At 50.2% G+C, this 15,754-nt stretch carries 20 protein-coding genes; 3 read left to right on the top strand and 17 right to left on the bottom strand.

Annotated features, from left to right (window positions below):
- Positions 1-11: 11 nt before the first annotated feature.
- From cobS to HZU75_RS09555, 4 genes are all read right to left on the bottom strand, one after another.
- A complete protein-coding gene (cobS, locus tag HZU75_RS09540) occupies positions 12-746 on the bottom strand; it encodes an adenosylcobinamide-GDP ribazoletransferase (protein ID WP_180305863.1) in 735 nt (244 codons plus the stop codon).
- Positions 661-1,353 (bottom strand): histidine phosphatase family protein, encoded by a 693-nt coding sequence (locus tag HZU75_RS09545; protein WP_180305864.1) that lies wholly within the window; start codon positions 1,351-1,353, stop codon positions 661-663. Before HZU75_RS09545 ends, cobS begins: the two co-directional genes overlap by 86 nt.
- A gap of 2 nt (positions 1,354-1,355) precedes the next feature.
- Positions 1,356-2,402 carry a nicotinate-nucleotide--dimethylbenzimidazole phosphoribosyltransferase gene (gene cobT, locus HZU75_RS09550; protein ID WP_180305865.1) on the bottom strand — a complete coding sequence of 349 codons (1,047 nt, stop codon included), beginning with the start codon at positions 2,400-2,402 and terminating at the stop codon, positions 1,356-1,358.
- Positions 2,403-2,486: 84 nt separating this feature from the next.
- A complete protein-coding gene (locus HZU75_RS09555) occupies positions 2,487-3,083 on the bottom strand; it encodes a GGDEF domain-containing protein (RefSeq protein WP_180305866.1) in 597 nt (198 codons plus the stop codon).
- A gap of 217 nt (positions 3,084-3,300) precedes the next feature.
- Here HZU75_RS09555 and waaC point away from each other — a divergent pair, with 217 nt between their 5' ends.
- The gene (gene waaC, locus HZU75_RS09560) at positions 3,301-4,278 is read left to right on the top strand and encodes a lipopolysaccharide heptosyltransferase I (RefSeq protein ID WP_180305867.1); all 978 of its coding nucleotides are present in this window, start codon (positions 3,301-3,303) and stop codon (positions 4,276-4,278) included.
- Entirely contained in the window at positions 4,279-5,556 is a 1,278-nt protein-coding gene (gene waaA, locus HZU75_RS09565; protein WP_180305868.1) for a lipid IV(A) 3-deoxy-D-manno-octulosonic acid transferase, read from the top strand.
- A 24-nt stretch (positions 5,557-5,580) separates the two neighbouring features.
- Here waaA and HZU75_RS09570 read toward each other — a convergent pair whose 3' ends face one another.
- Positions 5,581-6,054, bottom strand: a complete 474-nt coding sequence (locus HZU75_RS09570) for a MarR family winged helix-turn-helix transcriptional regulator (protein WP_180305869.1) — start codon at positions 6,052-6,054, stop codon at positions 5,581-5,583.
- A 62-nt stretch (positions 6,055-6,116) separates the two neighbouring features.
- Between HZU75_RS09570 and HZU75_RS09575 the strand changes: the two genes are divergently transcribed.
- Entirely contained in the window at positions 6,117-7,241 is a 1,125-nt protein-coding gene (locus HZU75_RS09575) for an aminotransferase-like domain-containing protein (RefSeq protein ID WP_180305870.1), read from the top strand.
- A 52-nt stretch (positions 7,242-7,293) separates the two neighbouring features.
- On the opposite strand, the gene HZU75_RS09580 is transcribed toward HZU75_RS09575, so the two are convergent.
- From HZU75_RS09580 to HZU75_RS09635, 12 genes are all read right to left on the bottom strand, one after another.
- Complete coding sequence (locus HZU75_RS09580; protein WP_180305871.1) at positions 7,294-9,294, bottom strand: hypothetical protein; 2,001 nt, start codon at positions 9,292-9,294, stop codon at positions 7,294-7,296.
- Positions 9,295-9,309: 15 nt separating this feature from the next.
- Positions 9,310-9,978: a PilW family protein gene (locus HZU75_RS09585; protein WP_180305872.1), complete on the bottom strand. Its 669-nt coding sequence runs from the start codon at positions 9,976-9,978 to the stop codon at positions 9,310-9,312.
- A gap of 22 nt (positions 9,979-10,000) precedes the next feature.
- Positions 10,001-10,420 carry a hypothetical protein gene (locus tag HZU75_RS09590; RefSeq protein ID WP_180305873.1) on the bottom strand — a complete coding sequence of 140 codons (420 nt, stop codon included), beginning with the start codon at positions 10,418-10,420 and terminating at the stop codon, positions 10,001-10,003.
- The gene (locus tag HZU75_RS09595; protein ID WP_180305874.1) at positions 10,401-10,859 is read right to left on the bottom strand and encodes a prepilin-type N-terminal cleavage/methylation domain-containing protein; all 459 of its coding nucleotides are present in this window, start codon (positions 10,857-10,859) and stop codon (positions 10,401-10,403) included. Before HZU75_RS09595 ends, HZU75_RS09590 begins: the two co-directional genes overlap by 20 nt.
- Positions 10,853-11,272, bottom strand: coding sequence for a type IV pilin protein (locus HZU75_RS17420; RefSeq protein WP_180305875.1), 420 nt, complete (start codon positions 11,270-11,272; stop codon positions 10,853-10,855). Before HZU75_RS17420 ends, HZU75_RS09595 begins: the two co-directional genes overlap by 7 nt.
- 329 nt (positions 11,273-11,601) lie before the next feature.
- Positions 11,602-12,102 carry a hypothetical protein gene (locus HZU75_RS09605; RefSeq protein WP_180305876.1) on the bottom strand — a complete coding sequence of 167 codons (501 nt, stop codon included), beginning with the start codon at positions 12,100-12,102 and terminating at the stop codon, positions 11,602-11,604.
- 221 nt (positions 12,103-12,323) lie between these two features.
- A complete protein-coding gene (locus HZU75_RS09610) occupies positions 12,324-13,190 on the bottom strand; it encodes a DMT family transporter (RefSeq protein WP_180305877.1) in 867 nt (288 codons plus the stop codon).
- Complete coding sequence (locus HZU75_RS09615; RefSeq protein ID WP_180305878.1) at positions 13,187-13,630, bottom strand: PliI family lysozyme inhibitor of I-type lysozyme; 444 nt, start codon at positions 13,628-13,630, stop codon at positions 13,187-13,189. Before HZU75_RS09615 ends, HZU75_RS09610 begins: the two co-directional genes overlap by 4 nt.
- 11 nt (positions 13,631-13,641) lie before the next feature.
- Positions 13,642-14,028 (bottom strand): hypothetical protein, encoded by a 387-nt coding sequence (locus HZU75_RS09620; protein ID WP_180305879.1) that lies wholly within the window; start codon positions 14,026-14,028, stop codon positions 13,642-13,644.
- Positions 14,025-14,822, bottom strand: a complete 798-nt coding sequence (locus HZU75_RS09625) for a sulfite exporter TauE/SafE family protein (RefSeq protein WP_180305880.1) — start codon at positions 14,820-14,822, stop codon at positions 14,025-14,027. The genes HZU75_RS09620 and HZU75_RS09625 overlap by 4 nt, the downstream gene beginning before the upstream one ends.
- Entirely contained in the window at positions 14,819-15,271 is a 453-nt protein-coding gene (locus HZU75_RS09630; protein WP_180305881.1) for an EVE domain-containing protein, read from the bottom strand. Before HZU75_RS09630 ends, HZU75_RS09625 begins: the two co-directional genes overlap by 4 nt.
- Before the next feature lie 4 nt (positions 15,272-15,275).
- Entirely contained in the window at positions 15,276-15,665 is a 390-nt protein-coding gene (locus tag HZU75_RS09635; RefSeq protein WP_180305882.1) for a VOC family protein, read from the bottom strand.
- Between the last annotated feature and the right edge of the window lie 89 nt (positions 15,666-15,754).

A 15,754-nucleotide genomic window follows, 5' to 3' on the forward strand; every position in this document is an offset into this window, starting at 1 on the left:
GCAGTTAGCGCTTACAGACTAGCAGTCAAGGCCAGTAGCAACAGCAGGGCGCTTTCGCTCACTTCAATGCCGGCGCCTAAGCAATCGCCAGTGACGCCGCCCAATTTTTGTTTTAGCCAATAGCGATAGCCCACAATCACCAGCAATGCGCCGCACAACCAAGGGCTGAGCCAAGCCGAGAGCCCCGTCAGCGCTAGCCACCATAGCCAGCCCAGACAAGGCGTTTTTTGCCAGCCAAATTGCTCGGCCATGCCGGGCGCGAGTGCAGGCAAGGTTTGCCAACAATAGACGCCGCTACGCGCCCACGCTGGGATCAACACCAAGGCTGCCCAAGACTGCTGGCGAATGCAGATCATCAGCAGAATCAATTTGAGCGCCAATTGCAAAATCAAGCTTAAGACGCCAAAGCTACCTAGATGCGGGTCTTTTAATACCGCCAGAAAACGCGCAGGGTCGCGATGCGCGGCACCGAGTCCATCAGATAAATCGGCTAGCCCATCCAGATGTAAACCGCCGGTCACCCAAACCCACAGTAGCAGCGTTAAGATCGCAGCCAGCCATGGCTCGTGCGCTAGCGTGTACGCTGGGATCAGCAACAAGCTGCCGATCAGCAGGCCAACGGCAGGGAACCAGCCAAGCGATTGCGCCAATAGGCGCGGCTCAAACTGCTTGATTTGCGGGGTCGGCAAACGGGTTAAAAATTGAATGGCCAGTACCGGCAGACGCCAATCGAACAGAGCACGCATCAGTCGGCCGCCAAAGTATTCGATAGCTCCAGCAGCATGGGGGGTAGTGTTCGTCCCACCATAGGGTAACTGCACCGGCGGTTGAGAGCCAAAACTGCTGGTGGCGCTCGGCAGGCAAATTAAACACTGCCAGCAAAATCACCTTGATGGTGCCCTGATGAGCAATCAGCACGCGGTGTTCGGCTTCGCCTTGGGCAAACCAGCCGTCAAGTGCTGCGATTACCCGCTTTTGAAACTCATCCCAACCTTCACCATTGGGTAAAGGATGTTGACGTGGATTGCCCTGCCAGTTATCCCAATGGGTATGGTCTTCAGGGGTCCATTCTGCCTTGGGTTTGCCATCGATACATCCCAGGTGTATTTCCTGGAAGCCATGATCGAGGTGCAGTGGCACTTGTAATTGCTGTGCGCAGTCGAGCGCAAAATCGGCGCAGCGCGCCAGGGTTGAGCTGGCAATGGCATCGACCGGCTGCGCCGACAGCATGCGCCAGCGTGTTTGCAGTTGTACTTGTCCCAAGGCCGAGAGTGGCGGATTAGTTTGGCCGAAAACGGCCTCACTCGCGCCTTGGGCTTCGCCATGTCGTATCAGAGTGAGGCGGCAGGCCATTGTTACACCATTTTAGCGGCGGCGACGCCAGCTTCGGCAAAAGTCGCCATTTCACCATGTAGGGCCAGTGCGCTTTGCAGTAGCGGCACGCACAAAGCCGCGCCGCTGGCTTCGCCCAGCCGCAACCCCAAATCTAGCATCGGGGTAAGACCTAGCGCCGATAGAGCTAAGCGATGGCCTTGTTCTTGCGATACATGGCTGGCCAGCAGCCATTCGGCCACCGCAGGGTTGTCTTTGACTGCAACCAGCGCCGCTGCGGTGGTGATAAAGCCATCGAGCAGCGCGGGCACGCCCGCTTCAGCGGCTCCGGCATAAAAGCCCGCCAGAGCGGCGATTTCCAAGCCACCCACTTCGCGCAACCAATCTTGCGCACTGTGCGCGCCCGCCGCTTGCGCGCGCTGTAGTGCGTCTTGCACGACTTGAATTTTTAACTCTTTGGCTTGGGTATCGATCCCTGTGCCATGCCCTACAATGTCTGCGGGTTGATACCCTGTTAGCGCGCAAATCAGTGCCGCAGCGGCGGTGGTATTGGCAATGCCCATTTCGCCGCCAATCAGCAGTGTTTTGCCCGCTTTGGCGGCTTCAAATGCGGTCGCGTGGCCGACTTGCCAAGCTTTGCTGCATTCTGCTTCGCTCATCGCGGCTTGTCGCCGCAAATTGGCCGTACCTTTAGCAATCGGCGTGCGATACAGTCGCGCGCTGTTTTGGGCAGGGACTGGATAGTCGGTAGCCACACCCACATCGATTACCGATAGCGAAATCTGATGCTGTCGTGCGAGTACATTAATGGCCGCGCCACCATTCATAAAATTAATCACCATTTGTGCGGTGACTTCGGCTGGGAACGCCGAGACACCTTCGGCGGCTACACCATGATCGGCAGCAAAAATAGCCAGCATCGGTTTAAGGCGAGTTGGCGTGGGGGCGGGTAGTCGAGCGGCAAACCAGATGGCGAGGTCTTCCAGAAAACCTAAACTGCCTGCAGGTTTGGTGAGTTGTGATTGACGTTCGCGAGCAATCTCGGACAACGCTGTTTGTGGGCTTGGCATGGTCGGTACGGGTAGGAAACAATGCCCCGACTTTAGCGGTAAGGACGAAGGAGGGCAAATGGAATTTTGCCGTAATGTGAGCCGCTAACTGCTTGGCTGAAATACATGCACGCGATCAATGCCTTGTTGCATGGCGCATTGCAGCGCGGTATCGGCAGCCAATAGCAGATCTTCGATTGTTTCGGTTTCGGTTTGCAGGGTTGCTATCCCGATAGTGACGGACACTGAGATCGTTTCTTTGTGCTGGCTTAGCACAAGTGGATGCTGTTTGACCTTAGCGCGCAGCCGCTCAGCCACCACCAAGGCGCCGGCTTCATCTGTGTTGGGGAGAATTAATACAATTTCTTCGCCAGAAAAACGCCCTGCCAGATCAAAATCACGTATCGATTCATTGGCAAATTTTGCTAGATGCTGAAGTGCTAAGTCGCCAGCGTAGTGGCCAAATTGGTGATTGATTTTGGCACAGTAATCTAGGTCAATAATTAGGGCGGATACCTTTATATTGCTACGCTGGGCACGATTTATTTCGTGTTCAGCGAGCGTCATCAAGTGATGGCGGTGATATAACCCAGTGAGTTGATCGGTGAGCCCACTATTGAGTAATTGCACGCGTAGTTGTCGAATTTGTTGCCACTGCCAGATAATCGTCAGCAGTAATAGCACGCCAAGAATAATCAACATATTGGACTCGAAATCGGTAGGTCTATCATTTATCGTAGCAGGCAGCAGAAAAACTGCTGCCCGTGTCATTGGTTGGCGGCATAATCAATAACCCTAGGTCGATGGTCTTAATATTAGTGGGGCAAGATGATTGGGAGATAAAATTCACCGCGCGTGCTTAACCTGATTTTACATGGTGCCTTTTTCGCCCACCTAAATTGCCTGTTAGAATAGCTCAATGAAAAGTAAATTATCGATCCGCAACATTCTGATTATCCGCATGTCATCGATGGGGGATGTGATCCATCAATGGCCTGCGATCACTGATTTGGCAAGGGCTTATCCAGAGGTGGCAATTGATTGGGTGGTGGAAGAGGGTTTTGCCGAGCTTCCCAAGTTGCACCCCGCGGTACGCCGGGTGATCCCAATTGCATTACGGCGTTGGCGCAAATCTCTCTTGGCTGAATCGACTCAGGCGCAGTGGCGGCACTTTAAAACTGATCTGCGGGCTTGTCGCTACGATTTGATTTTGGATGCACAAGGCTTAATCAAAAGTGCCGCCGTTGCCAAACTCACCTGCGGCCCGGTGGCGGGCTTTGATCGGCATTCGATTCGTGAACCCTTGGCCAGTTTGGCTTATGGGCGTAAATATGCGGTGAGCAAAACCCTGCATGCGATTGAACGTAATCGCCAATTAAGTGCCGCTGCTTTGGGTTATTCGCTGCAAGGTGATATTGATTACGGGCTAAGTGTGCCCCAGCTAGCATTAGATTGGCTGCCTGATTCGCCTTACGCCGTTTTCCTTACCGCCACTAGCCGCGCGGATAAAGAATGGCCAGAAGCCAATTGGATTATTTTAGGTCAGCGAATGCTTGCGATGGGTGTGCGGCCGATTTTCCCTTGGGGGGGCGAGGCTGAGCGAGAGCGGGCGCAGCGCTTGGCTGCCGCACTTCCAGCTGCGATTGTTGCCCCCAAATTAAGTCTGACTGCCGCAGCCGCTTTGCTGGCCCAAAGTAAAATAGTCGTTGGGGTGGATACTGGGCTGGTGCATCTGGCGGCGGCGGTGGCTGTACCAACAGTGGCTATTTTTTGTGCTTCTGATCCGGCTCTGACTGGGGTTCGCGCCAGCAGCTATGCTGTAAATCTAGGTCAACGCGGAGCTGCGCCCACGGTCGATGCTGTTTGGCAAGCCGTGCAAGCGGGTTGGCAAAACTAAATGGCTCGCTGGATTTATCGTTTTGCGCTGTGGTTGGCGTTTCCGCTGATCTGGCTGTATCTGCTCAAACGCGCGCGTAAGCAGCCGGCATATCGGCTGCATTGGGCTGAGCGGCTGGGGTATTATCCGCAAAATATTATCAGGAAAGACTTGTGTGTAGATACCCGACCAATTTGGGTGCATGCCGTCTCGGTTGGGGAAATGCGCGCCTCACAGCCAGTGGTGCAGGCATTACACCAACGCTACCCTGATGCGCCTATTTTACTTAGTTGCATGACCCCCACAGGGCGTGCGACTGCGCATGAGTTATTTGGCTCGACATCTGGTATCAATGCCAGAGTAGTGTTTTTACCCTATGACTATCCTAGCGCCATCGCGCGTTTTCTCGCGGCGTTTCAGCCGCGTCTTGGTTTAATTGTCGATACAGAAATTTGGCCTAATTGCATCGAGCACTGCCAATGTGCTGGGGTGCCGCTGGTGCTCGCTAATGCCCGTATGTCGCAAAAATCGCTGGCAGGTTACTTAAAGGTGGCGCCTTTATTTCGCGCAGTGATGCCTAAATTTGCGGCGGTATTGGCGCAATCGGCTGCTGATGCTGAGCGTTTGCAGCAAATGGGCGCTGTTAATGTTCAAGTAATGGGAAACGTAAAGTTTGACAATCAGCTTGACCCATTGTTGATGGCGCGGGGCCAAGCGTGGAAAAATACGTTGGCGCGCAAAATTATTCTATTGGCTTCCAGTCGCGATGGTGAAGAGGTCTTGGTGTTGCAGGCGCTGGGCTCACTATCGGCTGATACATTGCTCATTATTGTCCCGCGTCATCCACAGCGCTTCGATACTGTAGCTGCATTACTCAATGCTCAGGGTTTAGATTATGTCCGTCGCAGCCAATGGGAAGGTGAACCAACCTCTGCACAAGTAATCCTTGGCGATAGCATGGGGGAGATGGTTGCCTGGTACAGTGTGGCAGATGTCACCATTATGGGTGGGTCTTTGCTCAAATTTGGCAGCCAAAACCTAATTGAAGCGGCCGCCTGCGGCTGCCCGGTGATGCTTGGACCTTCCACATTCAACTTTGCGCAGGCGTCTGCTGAAGCAATCGCAGCTGGTGCTGCTTGGCAAGGTGCTGATGCTGCCTCCGTATGCCAAGAAGCTTTGGCCATACTGGGCGATACTCCGCGGCTGCGCGCTATGGGGCAGGCAGGCATTACATTTAGTCAAGCTCATCGTGGGGCAACCGAGAAGCTCTTGTCAGCAGTAAAGCAATGGTTGGAGTAATGATGGATACTCGCTGCGGCTGACTCATCCTGCTTGGGTTAATTTAGCCAATACACCTAATACCTGTTTGAACCCGGTTTCCGCTGTGGGGCCGCATTCTGCAAATACTCGGTCAAGTATCAGGCGCTGAGCCCCAGATAGTGATTCTTCCAGAGCAATACCCTCGTCGGTAAGTGCTAAGCATTTCACTCGTTTATCAATTTCAGAGGGTGTTGCGCAAATTAGGTTAGCTTCCTGCAGTTGGCGCAGCGGTGCATTCAGTGCTTGTTTACTCACTCCTAACTTGGCCAAGAGTTGATTTACCGATAATCCGCCCTGTCGGCCCACGAAATACAAAATTCGATGGTGTACGCGTGCCAAGCCACGTTGCGCAAGTATCGCATCCGGCTGTGCCGTGAAGCCTTTATAGCCATAGAACAGTAGCTCTAATGCACAATTGAGCTCATATTCAGTATGGGGGTGAGATGCTGCTGGCTGATGAGTGGTAAGGTCAATCATATTGACGTATTCCTTTGCTAAGGTAATATAGGTCTATATTGTTGACCTATATGGAGCAGTCTATGTTTGCCAAGCGAATAGATCGTCTTAAGCCATCGCTAGTTAGGGAAATTTTAGCTGCAGCACAAGCTCCTGGGGTAATTTCTTTTGCTGGTGGGTTACCTGCGGCTGAAACATTATTTCAGCCGGAGCTATCCGAGCTAAAACTGCCCGCATCCATCTGGCAATACGGCGCCTCTGAAGGTGAATCGGTTTTACGAGATTTAGTGGCACAGCGTGCGAATCGGCTTGGTTTGGCATGTCGTCCTGATCAAGTGCTGATTCTAAATGGCTCGCAACAAGGAATCGATTTAGTCGCCAAATTATGGGTAGAAGAGACGACGAAAATTCTGTGTGAATCGCCAACTTATCTGGCTGCATTGCAGGTCTTTGATTTATTTGGGGCAAGTTTTGAGAGCAGCCAAGCAGATTGGTTAAGCCCAACTGATATTGAGGCTAGCCAAGCAGATTTTGCGTATTTAATTCCAACTTTCCAAAACCCTACTGGCCGTTGTTACAGCACAGAGCAGCGGCAACTGCTAGCACAAGCCTTTGATCTGCGTAGAATGCCAGTTTTTGAGGATGACCCATATCGGGATCTTGCATTTGATGGCCCAGCCCCTGCGCCCTTGGTTTCACATTTGCAATCAGTACCTTGGGTCTATCAGGGCTCATTTTCTAAAACCTTAGCACCTGGGCTACGATTGGGCTACCTGATCGCACACCCAGATTTGATTGTGCCGCTAACGCGGCTAAAGCAAGCAGCAGATTTACATAGCAATCGTTTGAGTCAGGCAATTGTGACCCACGTTTTAGCAAATGGTACGTTGGATAAACACATTGCTGATTTACTACCAATTTATCGCGAAAAACGCGATCTGATGCATCAGGTGCTCACTGAGCAGTTGGCAGAAAAGGCGTATTGGCATAAGCCCGCAGGTGGTTTGTTTTTCTGGTTGGAATTGAAACGGGACTGTGATACGCACTATTTAATGCAAAAAGCCCTAGCGCTAGGGCTGGCAATAATGCCCGGAGATCCATTTTATCCTGCCAAGCCACAGCAAACTTGTACTTTACGACTCAACTTCAGCCATAGCTCTCTTGAGTTGATTGAGGAAGGGGTGAATCGGTTGGCTCGACTAATATAAAAAAGAGCCACAAACGATTGTGGCTCTTTTGTGCTGCTGATATGGCATCGATTTACATATAACGAGACCATTTTACTTTAGCTGTATTGGGAGTGCCTGGTTTGGCAGGTGTACCTGGTGTCCCTTTTTCGCCACCCAATGTTTTTCCAGGAGTGTATGTAGTTGGTAATTTTTGGAGGTTAATTGTGGTACCACCAGCGATTTTATTGGTTGTGCCTGTGTCACCCAAAGCAAGCGCTGTGATATAGCCGAATACATTAGTATTGCCGCCATTGCCATATAAGTTGCCAGCCCAAACACTACCAAAATTATAATTGGATGCGCCCAAGTTAATATCACCACCTTGGTAAGAGCCATTTTTAAAGCTACCAGCGAGATAGGCAAAATTCCCGATGCCACCATCGACTTCACTTTGGTAATTATCTGCAGAGACCTTTACGCCATTCACTTCGCAAAATTGCTTAGGATAAAGGCTTGGGAATATGCTATTTACGCATGTGCCTGTGAATGTGTAGTTATTTATCCTAGCTGGATCCGGATCAATATCGTAGGTGCCGCCCTGATAGCCTGCAAAATTGGGTGCATAGGTAATTACATTTCCGGATGTACTTACATTACCAGTTACAATGAATGAGTTATAAAAGCCTTTATCTCCTTTTACATTTAAATTACCTTCAAACCAAGCTACGCCAGGAGCAATTTGAGCATTGCCATTATCGCTAATATTCCAAGTTTTTGTGTTGGCGGCATAAGAGAAACAGGCTGATTCATTACGAGTAGCACCACTTTTGCAAATGGTTTTTGCTCCGGAGAAGACGGTCGGGTTTTTGCACATTGGTTTATTGATGTTTGAACTGCTATCAAGCTCAAGGCAAAGATAATCTGCTTGATCGTTATTCCAATTTTGGCTGTAATTGCCTAAAAAATAGGTTCCATTGTCAATTCCAGCTACATTCCTGATTGTAACTTTGCGATATCCATTAGCATCCACTTCAAATACATAGTTAGCAATTGATTTATAAGCATAAGCATCAAACGATTGATCAGGATTCATGCTTACCAAAGGTACTTTTGCCTTGTAACTCGGGTCGATTGTTACTTTAACATTTGGAGTAACTGCTTTTTCGACACTACCCACTTGGCCTGAGTCGACATGTGGATCACCACTCCATGATAATTTCCCATCGGCATAAACAGCTCCCATGTGGGCGCTAGATTTAATTGATACGTTACCATTGGTTTTTATAATATTTGCTTGGGCATTCCCATTGCTCATATTAATTTCGGCACTACTTGGATACTCTGCATATTTTGCGGACCACATTTCTTTGATCACTGCACTATTACTGACATTAATCCAGCCATTGGCATGGAGAAATTCATAACTACCGGTACTGCCAATAGTTATATTGCCCGAAGACTTGATAATATCCACACCACTCATTGATCCAGAAGTGGATACATCCCCATCTACAATTACTTCTAAATCTTTGGTGTCTCCTTCGAATAACTTGATGTCCCCGCTAATATTTAGGCCCTTTTTAAACATGACCACGCCACGTTTGGGAGGGGTTACGGGCTCTACCGGGGGTACCGCATCTGTCCCAGTTTGTACGTTATATACAATATCCAGTGTGGAGCGTGATTCTGCTTTGGAGCCCGCCGCCGTGGTTCCTGTGATTTGCACTCGCAGGCGTATTGGATCGGTAGTTTTGACTGGATCAAAGTCAACCTGCATGGCTCTCGCGCTAATGCCATCGACGCCACCGAATGTCATTGCTAAGCCTGCTGGCGTTGCTGTCTCGGCTGTTTGGACTGCGGCACCAAGATTTCTGAGTTGCTGTGGTGTCATGGTAATTAAATATTGCTGAACAACTTGAGCTCCTGTCCATGTCTTGATCTGTGCTTGCGTTAATGCGTGCTCAGATAGTTGGACTTCTTGCGTGCTGCGCACGTAATAGGCTGTTCCCACAACGGCGGCAGTTAGCGATAGTCCGCTCAGAAGCAAGATCAGAATGGTGGCTACTCCACGCTGCTTTTGAAATAAGTACATTCGCACAGGGCCTCTTTATGGAGCTACAAAATTTGCAAGGCAGGTACTCTGACTTGAGTCTAGGTTGTTACTGTTTTTGACCTTTAATTCGACAAGTACATTGCCATTCACTGCACTGATCCCAAGTGGGGTGCAATTTTGGGTTTTGACAGTAATTAACACTGCATCATCAATTTCGGTGCTAGTAACATCTGCAGTGGTTTTCGAGTGCGCTGCACTCATAATTTGAGTAGTGGTCCAAGTAAGGGTATTCCACTCAGAGGCATTCGCGCAGTCCGCCGCATTCAACAGTAATAATCCGCCTTCTGCGGGCGACAAGAGCCCGCTGCATTTGGATACCCCCGTATCTAAGCTGCGCCAGACGATGGCGTTGCCAGTTCGTGTGGTTGTGGTACTCAGTGTGCCGGTCAATTTGTTATCAGCAGATAATGCCGCAGTAGTAATAACTTTGATCTCATCACTACTGTTTGGGGTTTCAATACCAAAACCAGCGGACTGTAGGTTGATTCCCGCGGTTAGAAAGCTAGCAGTGCGGCGAGAGTTGAGCATGGCATCTTGCGAGGCATGAGCACTGATTTTGACAGTGTTCTTATACATCGACATCATCCCAACAACCACAATCAACGAGATTGCTACTCCAACCATTAAACTAACCAAGGTGCTGCCGAATTGGTTCTTTATCATTCGCGATCCAGTGTTTATAAGACTATTGCGAAATTACAATTTCACCGTTACCACCAAATAAGCTTTTGGCAGCTGCACTTTCTTGTGTTTTGACGGTAAAACTGGTGGTGGGAGCTGCCGCGGCAGGAATTGTTACTGTTTCGGCGTTAGCTGTGACAGTAATTGCGGTCGCCGCGGTGCAGCTGGTATTTAACGCGTAATCGGTGGTATTTATGGTGATTTTGGATGCAGTCCCACCGCACAAAGCATTGAGGCCAACCGTTTGGATTGTTTGACGCAAACTACTCACAGCCATGCCATGAGTATTTGCGATGCGTTGAGCCGCTAAGGTTCTAGATGCGACATAAGTCAAGCCTAGGCCGATTACCGCAGCCAGCACAATGCCTATTAAGCTTTCTAGCAAGGCATCGCCCTGTTGAGATTTATAACTCGACAGTTTCATAGGAGTTTCCTTGGCATACTTTATAGCTAGTAGCATCATTGCGTAGCCCGCGGCTGTTGATGCCAATTTCAAGTGCTGCATTTGCTGAGCATGTGCTGCCGGTGACGATGAAAGTTTTTCCAGGCAATGCTTCCTGCCATTTCGCTGACGCGGCATCACAATCGTCCGGTTGTCCATTACAAACCAGTAAAATATTATTTGCGATAACCATACTTGCTGACGCGATGGTGGTATCAGTCTGCCCTGTTGGATTGCGTAGTGCGATAGCTTTGGCTTGCTGATAGCCGCGCTCCATGGTCGCTTTGGCCTTGCGCACTTGGGCATCATCCGACCAGCGACTACTGAGCGGTACGGCTAGGGCCAGCAAAATAGACATAATTGCAAGCGTGAAGATTAGCTCAACCAGAGTAAAGCCTTGCTGCGCGAGTTTATTTACCATTTTGTAAATCCGCAGGTGCTGGTAGCGCTTCGAGTATTGTCGTGCTTCAGTTTTAGATCGCAGCCACTTAGTGAACCTTGACCTGTTGCGGTCAATTCATAAGTGCTGGCTGTGGCAGTTGTGATGCTGTATTCGAAATTGGTATTGTCCAACGACGGTTGCCAGTTGGTCATTTTGCTTTTGGTTGTGGCTGTAGAGGTCGTCGTGTCTGTTGGATAGCTCAACGTTTTTTGATATGCGTTTTCAAAGTTCATGGCTAACGAGGTGAGATCAGCCGCTGCGGCTTTAGCTTTGCTTTTTCTTACATAGGAGTTGTAAGCAGGCAGGGCAATTGATGCGAGGATGCTGATGATGGCTACAACAATCAGCAATTCAATCAGCGTAAAACCGTTTTCAGTTTCTGTTTTTGGCATGGCGGTTATTTTTAAGTTTTTGTCAATATATCATAAGTTTACTCGATTTTTAAAGAAAGACGATAGAGTGGATTGTCTGTTTTTTACAATCAACTTAATTGTTTGGCTGTAAGTTTTTGGGTTGGCAGATATTGTCAGACTCGAGCGCAGTGCTCGTGTGAGTTAAAGGCAAGATAGGGTTGAGTGCTTATGCAGAATAAAACTATGCATTGCTTAATTGCTCGGCCGGTACTGATTAATGCCGCCTCTAAGTAAGCAAATGTCTATGCGCTTGAATTTATTGCAATAAAAAAGCGGGGCTAGGCCCCGCTTTTTGCTATGAGTGTCAATTACACCTTAAATAGTTCTTCAATGGCTTTTTCACCGTTATAAGCTGCGCCACGGTGACCGGAGCGGCGTAGGGCGTTGGCCCATTCATCGACGATCGGCTTTAAGTCTTCGCTATTGCGTACGGCATTGAGCATTACACTGATTTTTTCTTCCCAGTTTTGTCCGAGGTATTCTTGGGTGACGCTCAGAATCACTTTGCGTGCCGCGTTGAGTTGGGCGGAATTACTGCGCGGAGGTGGGGGTGCAATTGTCGTTGGGCCGGAAAACTGAATTTGCTCCAGAGACTGTTTGCTAGTGCTACGTGCGATAAGCCCTGCTTCAGCCAATTTTTTTAGATTCAGTAAAACTTCTTGACCCGGGAGCATGGCGACCAACATGGCCGAGCTGCGCTGGCCATCAATCATAAACAGCAACTGGCGTTCTTTTTGGCCGATGGCACCGCTGCGCGTTTGCAGCTCTTGTGCGCCGGTAGGGGTTTTGGTGTAAATGATTTGGTCCATACGGTTGTCTCTTTGGTGCGCAGGTCGCTTATATATAGGGCAAGCGAGATGTAGTGACAATCAGCGAACTACATCATTGGCGAAAACAACACAGTATGGGCATTAAACTGCAAGTGCTTAAAAGTAAAGAAAATAATCGCTAATCCGTGACGAGTGGCAGTATGGCTACCTGAATCCATTCTGCAGATGTGTAGCGGTTGATACCTACCTAGGTATCGGGATCAAAGTCGTGGCTTGAGGCTATGAATCACCAAGCCCAGCATAATCAAACCCGTTCCCCATAATTCAGTTGCGGCTAAGACTTCATGATTGAGCCAATGACCTAGCCATAATGATGTGGCAGGGGTAATTAGTGAAATCAAGGCGACGCTTAGCGGGCGACATTCCCGAATCAGCCAGTAGTACAAACTAAATGCCAGCACCGAGCCAATGCTAGCTAGATAAACCAAAGCGGCCAAGGCTCGAAGAGGAAGTTGCTGAGGCATAGGAGCGCCGCTCATGAGCCAGAAAAGCGCTGTCAAGAACGCGGCTACGCACAGCGCCCCTGTATTGACGTTCATTGCCGATTGCGTGCTGGCATAGCGTTTTAGCAGTACGGCGGCGGCCGATTGCAAGGCCATGCCCGCTAGTAATGCCAGCATGCCGGGCAAGCCGCCGGGGCTCAAATTCAGGTTTTGTCCAAAAATAACGAATAAGCCCAGTAAACTAACGCCAATTGCCAGCCATTCAATGCCGCGTAAGGGCATTGCTAACCAGCGTGCGGCAAACAGGCCCGTGGCAAGTGGTGCGAGGCCATAGAGTACGGCAATTAAACCGGAGCTGATAAACTGCGCCGCCCAAAATGAACAAAGCATTGAGAAAGCGGTCGCAATTCCTGCGATTAAATAGGCGCGGCGATGTGCCCAATCCTTGTGTAATCTATGACCACGCCAACGCAGCAGAATGACGGCCAAAGCAGCTGCTAGGCCAAAGCGTGTCAGCAATGCCAGCGTGAATGGTAGCCCAGTTACTCCCCATTTGATGCCCAGCGCGGTGGTAGACCAGACCGCGATCAGAAGCAAATAAGCGGGGGCAATCCGTGAAGTCATCGTTTGCGAATCATCCGCTTAACCTCAGCCAATGGATCGGCTTTGGGGGGTAAATCCGTCAGGCGTAAAATGCGTTTGAGTTGTTGGTGTTGCCAGCTAAATAGATCCACATTCAGGTAGCCGCCGCTGCCAGCACTACGCATCACCACGACAACTTCGCCGATTCCATCGCCATCTGCATCGGTATTGAGCACGCGCTCAACACTGCCATCGCGTGGATAAATTTGCCCTGCTAGAAAATCATCAAAGGGGAAATTGGGATTGCTGCCGCCATATAGTCGGATGCTATAGCTGCCAATGCTGCGGGGCTCATTATCACCTTCGGCAACCTGAATGATGCTGTGATTGTCGGGTAATGGCAGTTGTTGCACAAAGCGGGTTTCGCCAGCGTGGCTAAACAATGGTAAGCAAGCGAGCATCAGACATAGCCGTTTGAGCATTGGGCAACTCCTTAGTGGGCGATAATCGACAAAGATCCGTCAGCGCTAGTAAAAGAAATGCCGTTGCTGCCCGTAGTAATCAGCGCAATGATCATGGCTAGTGTGACTAAGTCGGCGGCAGTATCGCTTAAATCCGGCTTTGCCACGCTGGGTGGCGCAATAAATCGCTGGGCGATTTGGCGCACCGAATGTTGATATGCTGCAGGGCTACCATCGCAAGCGAAGCGAATTTGGTCAGCGGCGACGCTTGATTCTAGCTCTGCCTGCGTTATGGAAGCGCTGCGCTGGTCGATGTGTGTTTTGAGCGCCGCAAACGCCTGCTGGCACTCGACAGTCATGGGTTCAATAGCCCAACAGCGAGAGGTAAACAGCAGTAGTGTAAATAACCAGATTTTCACAGCAAGGTCCAAAGCATTTTGCTGGCCAGCAAAATCAGCAAAGCCGCAAAACATTTTTTCAGAATAGGCACTGGCAAGCGGTGTGCCGCTGCCGCCCCTAATTTGGCCATTGGAAAGCTGGCAATAACAATACCAGCTAGGGCGGGTATATACACATAACCAAGAGTATAAGCAGGTAATGAAGCTATACCCATGCCACTATAGATGTAACCTGCGGTACCAGCTAGTGCAATTGGCACGCCAATGGCGGAGGAAGTACCGATGGCAGTTTTGACAGGTACATTGCAGGCGCTCATGAATGGCACCGATAAAGAGCCACCGCCAATCCCAACCCAGCTCGATACCATACCAATTACGCCACCCATACCAAGCATGCTGCCCATTTTGGGCAATTGCCGGGATGCTTTGGGTTTGAAATCCAGCAGCATTTGCGCGGCAACAAAATAGGCAAATGCTACGAAAATCCACTGTAAGCCCCGCGTGGAAATCAAGCCTGCAATTTGTGCCCCTACAAACGTGCCTAGCAAAATGCCTGGGGTAATTTGCCGTACCACGTCCCAGCGTACGGCACCTTTGGCATGGTGGGCTCGTACACTGGCAAAACCGGTGAAGGCAATGGTTGCCAGACTGGTGGCTAGGGCCAAATGTTGATGTAGCTCCGGTGCGATGCCTGCGAACTGAAACACCGCCAATAAGGCCGGTACAATCACTAGCCCGCCACCTACCCCCAGTAAGCCAGCCAAAAAGCCCGCAATCAGGCCAACGGACAGGCAGGCCAAAATAATCGTTATCATGCCAGTAATCCTTGAATAAAAGCCCAATGCTCTGCGCTGACCGGGGTGATTGAAAGTCGCGAGCCTTTTTGTAGTACCTGCATCTGCGCTAGTTCGGGATATTGGCGCATTTGCGCCAGCGACAGCAATCGTGTTTTGCGCACAAAGCGCACATCCACTTGCATCCAGCGCGGATTTTCGGGCGTGGATTTGGCATCGTAATATTTGGACTGCGGGTCAAATTGTGTCGGGTCTGGATAAGCGTGGCTGGCTACTTCGGCAATTCCTGCAATGCCCGGCTCTGCGCATGACGAGTGATAAAACAAAACGCCGTCGCCAATTTGCTGGGTATCTCGCATCATATTGCGTGCTTGATAGTTTCTAACGCCATACCACCCTACCGTATGACGTGCGGCCAGATCGTCGATCGAGACATCATCCGGCTCGGACTTCATTAACCAATACGCCATATGTTTATCCTGTGATCTCAAGCCGATTGCCATCGGGGTCGAGAACAATCGATTCATAAAAGCCATCCCCAGTACGACGTGGCTCGCCCACGATCTCATAGCCATCCTGCCGTAAACGTTCGGTTAGCGCATCGACCGCTTCGGTGGAGCCCACATCCAGCCCTAAATGAGTCAGCCCCATGCGCTGCACGCCGCGGGGTAGGCTGACGGGTTCCAGTTGAGTGCTGTGCATGAGCTCAATGCGCGCGCCATCGGCAAAGCTGATGAATACCGAGCTAAAGCCTTTGGTATTGTTGTGATACGGTACTGAAACTGTGGCACCAAAGTACTGCTGATAGAACGCACTACTGCGGCTTAAATCGGGCGTCCACAGCGCAATATGGGCGATTTTCATGATATTGGGGCTGGCAAATAGGAATCTTTAATCTGCCTAGCCGCGATGGCAAAGTCAAGCCGCGCTCGCGGTATAATGACAACTCTCTT

The organism is Chitinibacter fontanus (assembly GCF_013423785.1).
GTDB classification, from domain to species: Bacteria; Pseudomonadota; Gammaproteobacteria; order Burkholderiales; family Chitinibacteraceae; genus Chitinibacter; species Chitinibacter fontanus.